Consider the following 3,152-nt stretch of genomic DNA (forward strand, 5'->3'; position numbering starts at 1 on the left):
AAGCTGATATCTCATTTTCTGGTAATAAACCCTTTTCCATTCTTCGCTACCGTAATCGAGTGTGTCCAGTTCTGTTTCATATTCCTCGACGATCTTAAGCAAATTCTGCCTGACTTTTTCCGGATCGCCCTGGCTTTGCTCCATTTCCCGGGGGCAGTTTTCATGGGCAATGATCTGCATATCGGAGAATACCTGGTTGCCGCCCGTGTGATCATGATGCGAGTGCGTGTTGATCAGACAGGCGAAATCATTCCCGGAAAACTCTTTTTCGATGGTTTCTCTGAATTTTGCCGTGAGCTGGTTTGAAATACCGGCATCAATAACTACAATCCCTTGTTGTGAGGAGATTGCTGTCACGGCATCATAGCCAAAAGTAAGCAGGATGGTTTTCTCATTGAGCTTCCTGGATTCAATAAAGGAAGCATAATCGATTTGGGCTTGTGCGGTATGACCTGGAATGAGTGCCATCCAGATCAGGGTTACAATCATTTGGGCAGGGATTCTGTTCATTGCATAGATGTTTAATGGTTAGACTGATTTTTCAGGATTCCTGCGGCCGGTTCATTGTTCAAAAGTATTGAATTTTATAAAATGGTCGGTAGTGCTGAAATTTTGAATAATATTGTTCAGCTGTTTTTATCAGGATAAGCCAAATATATTAAATCATATACCTTTTCAATGACTGCACAATTTTCAGATGGTTTTTCATATAAGGGAAAGGAATTTTCTATTGCCGGGATAAACGGCGAGGGATTGTTCAATCCCGTTCCTCATGGTTTCATACCAAAGTCGACCTGCACTGCATGCTGGAAGGGTTTTGTAGCCGGGTATGCGGTCAATGCCGGGCATCTGGTACTCGACACCCTTGATATCAATCTTGAGGATTTTCCACGAAGGGGGCTGTTTTCACGCCGCCCACCCAGGCTGAACGGACGCTATCCCTCATCGGTAGACGATGGCGTTGGCACATTTTTCGATTACCACTTTGAGGATGTGGGTCTTCAGTTGCCCTTTAGCGGTGGTATACTGATCGGGGATGGTTTTATTCAGGAGCTTTATGTTCATATGGGTTATCATCCTGCCTGGAAATACGAGGAGGTTTACGAACTGCTTTTCGACAATGGCAGGCTGAGCACTGAGAATAATGTATCCGAAAAAATGAAGGAGTTCCGCCTCAGGATGAAGGATGCCGCAGATACGCAAAATCCCGGTGATCATGATTTTGAGAATACAGTGTACGAATGGGTAAAGAAATGTTTTTCGCTGGATTATAACCTGTAATTATGCTACTCAGGATGGGAAATGTCTTCACCTGTGAGCCTGTCCATTCTTGCCATTAATATCTGGTAGTTTAATCGTGCTCCGAGTATATCACATTCAGCCCATGCAAGATCAGCCCTGGCCTCCAATAATTTGTATTCCAGGATAAGTCCTTCCTTGCGGGCGTTTTGCGCCAGTCTGAATTCTTCCTGTCTGGCTTCCAGTGCTTTTCCTGCTGTAGCCAGCAGTTTTTTTGCATAGATAAGGTCGAGGTAGGTTTTTTCAACCTCGTTTCTCACCGACTCCTTTTCATATTCAAGGTCTTCCAGCGCTTCTTCATACAAGGCATTGCTTTGTTTTCTGAGAGCAGCCCTTTCTCCTGCGGCTACCAATGTCCATTTAAGGTTCAGTCCGGCAAGCAGGTAATCATCTGCCATCAAAGGAATGCCTTTATTGTAATTGTATTGTGCAAATCCGATAAGCTCGGGTATGTATCCTTTTTTCGCCGCATCGATACCATATCCTGCTTTAACTAGCGTTAATCCGGAAATCTGTAGTTTATAATTGCCGTTGGATGCAATATGAATATAATCGTCGAGTGGGGCCATTTCCTTACTTAAAAACGCTACAGTTGCAGGTATTGGGACTGTATTGTAATCAAGTCCAAGCAGTTGCCTGAACGTTAACATGTATGATTCCTTACGGTTACGGATCTGAATCAGTTCCTGCTCTTTTTCGAATAATTCGGCATTCAGGGCTTCAGTATCCAATGCCAGAATTTCTCCTACTTTCTCAGCATTTCGGGCATCCTGATACTGGAGTTTTTTGTACTCAAGCTCAATGCTTGCAGCTTCTTCTCTTTTACTTTCCAGGAGGATACCGTAATATAATTCTATCACCCCCAGCCTTATTTCGGAAACCAGATTGCTTTTTTCCGTTTCGGTGATCCTTACATCTGCCTGGGCGGCCTTTTTTCCCGTATTGACCGTGGTAATCTGGCTAATGGGTTGATATAGACCGAGATTGGTCTTGTAAAACCAATTGTCACCGTAAAGTAGTGTGATATCTTTGGGAGGTAGCGGAAAATATTCTTTCAGGAGTTCGTCAATCCAGCCAACATCAATCAAATCGTCATAAACATGATTCATTTCCCCTTTTTTTACATAGATGTTCGGATCGCTGTTATATGCAAAGGTGCCTTCGAATATGACCCTCGGGTAGAAATGACTTTTCATTTCACTTAGTTTTTTACGGGCGTGATCAATTTTATATTCGAATATCCTGATCAGACGATTGTTGGATTCAGCCATGATCAGGCTTTCCTGCAGATCAACCAGGAGAGTATCCTGGGAAACAGCGATGCTTGTTACCAGCAATACGGCAGAAAGAAAGAAGATTCTTAAGTATTTCATCCGCAAATAATTTTTAAATCATGGCCGGATAGCTTGTCACCCAAATGCGGGAGAACTCGCATATGGATTTTTATTTGTGTTTGTGTTTTAAGCGAACATGCTCGTTTCATCCTGTTATTCATTTCGGAGTATTACTTTATCTTTGATAATAAGGCTGTAGAGCACGGGAATAACCAGTAAAGTAAGGATCATCGATATCACGATCCCAAACGCAAAAACACTGGCAAGCGGTGCCCAGAGCGGGTCTTTCATCACAATCATGGGAACAACCCCTATTGCAGCTGCCATGGTGGTCAGAAATATCGGTCTGAGTCTTCGTTTTGCTGATTCCAGCGCAGCCTGGTGATGAGATATATTTTCTCCCTTAACCAGGTGATCGGCATGATCAACAATGATCAGCGCATTTCTGATCACTATCCCTACAAGGGCTATTAATCCTACAAATGCAGTAAAGCTAAATACATTTCCGGTGATTACCAG

4 protein-coding genes are annotated in these 3,152 nt (G+C 43.2%); 1 reads left to right on the forward strand and 3 read right to left on the reverse strand.

All coding sequences use genetic code 11. The features are described 5' to 3' along the window. Window positions 1–510: MBL fold metallo-hydrolase (locus tag KKA81_04290; GenBank protein ID MBU2650133.1), on the reverse strand; the 510-nt coding region annotated here is incomplete at its 3' end. A gap of 168 nt (window positions 511–678) precedes the next feature. Here KKA81_04290 and KKA81_04295 point away from each other — a divergent pair. Then, a complete protein-coding gene (locus tag KKA81_04295) occupies window positions 679–1,281 on the forward strand; it encodes a hypothetical protein (GenBank protein MBU2650134.1) in 603 nt (200 codons plus the stop codon). 5 nt (window positions 1,282–1,286) lie between these two features. Here the strand turns inward: KKA81_04295 and KKA81_04300 are convergent, their stop codons facing one another. Both KKA81_04300 and KKA81_04305 read right to left on the reverse strand, forming a co-directional pair. Next, on the reverse strand, window positions 1,287–2,672 hold the full coding sequence (locus KKA81_04300) for a TolC family protein (protein MBU2650135.1): 1,386 nt from the start codon (window positions 2,670–2,672) through the stop codon (window positions 1,287–1,289). A gap of 114 nt (window positions 2,673–2,786) precedes the next feature. Further along, the coding region (locus KKA81_04305; protein ID MBU2650136.1) for an efflux RND transporter permease subunit at window positions 2,787–3,152 on the reverse strand (366 nt) is incomplete at its 5' end.

This window comes from Bacteroidota bacterium, from assembly GCA_018831055.1.
Lineage (GTDB): Bacteria > Bacteroidota > Bacteroidia > Bacteroidales > B18-G4 > M55B132.

Bases quoted from the DNA above. Each gene is read 5' to 3' on its own strand.
- KKA81_04295 (MBU2650134.1), top strand. From the start codon at position 679: ATGACTGCACAATTTTCAGATGGTTTTTCATATAAGGGAAAGGAATTT.
- KKA81_04300 (MBU2650135.1), bottom strand. From the start codon at position 2,672: ATGAAATACTTAAGAATCTTCTTTCTTTCTGCCGTATTGCTGGTAACA.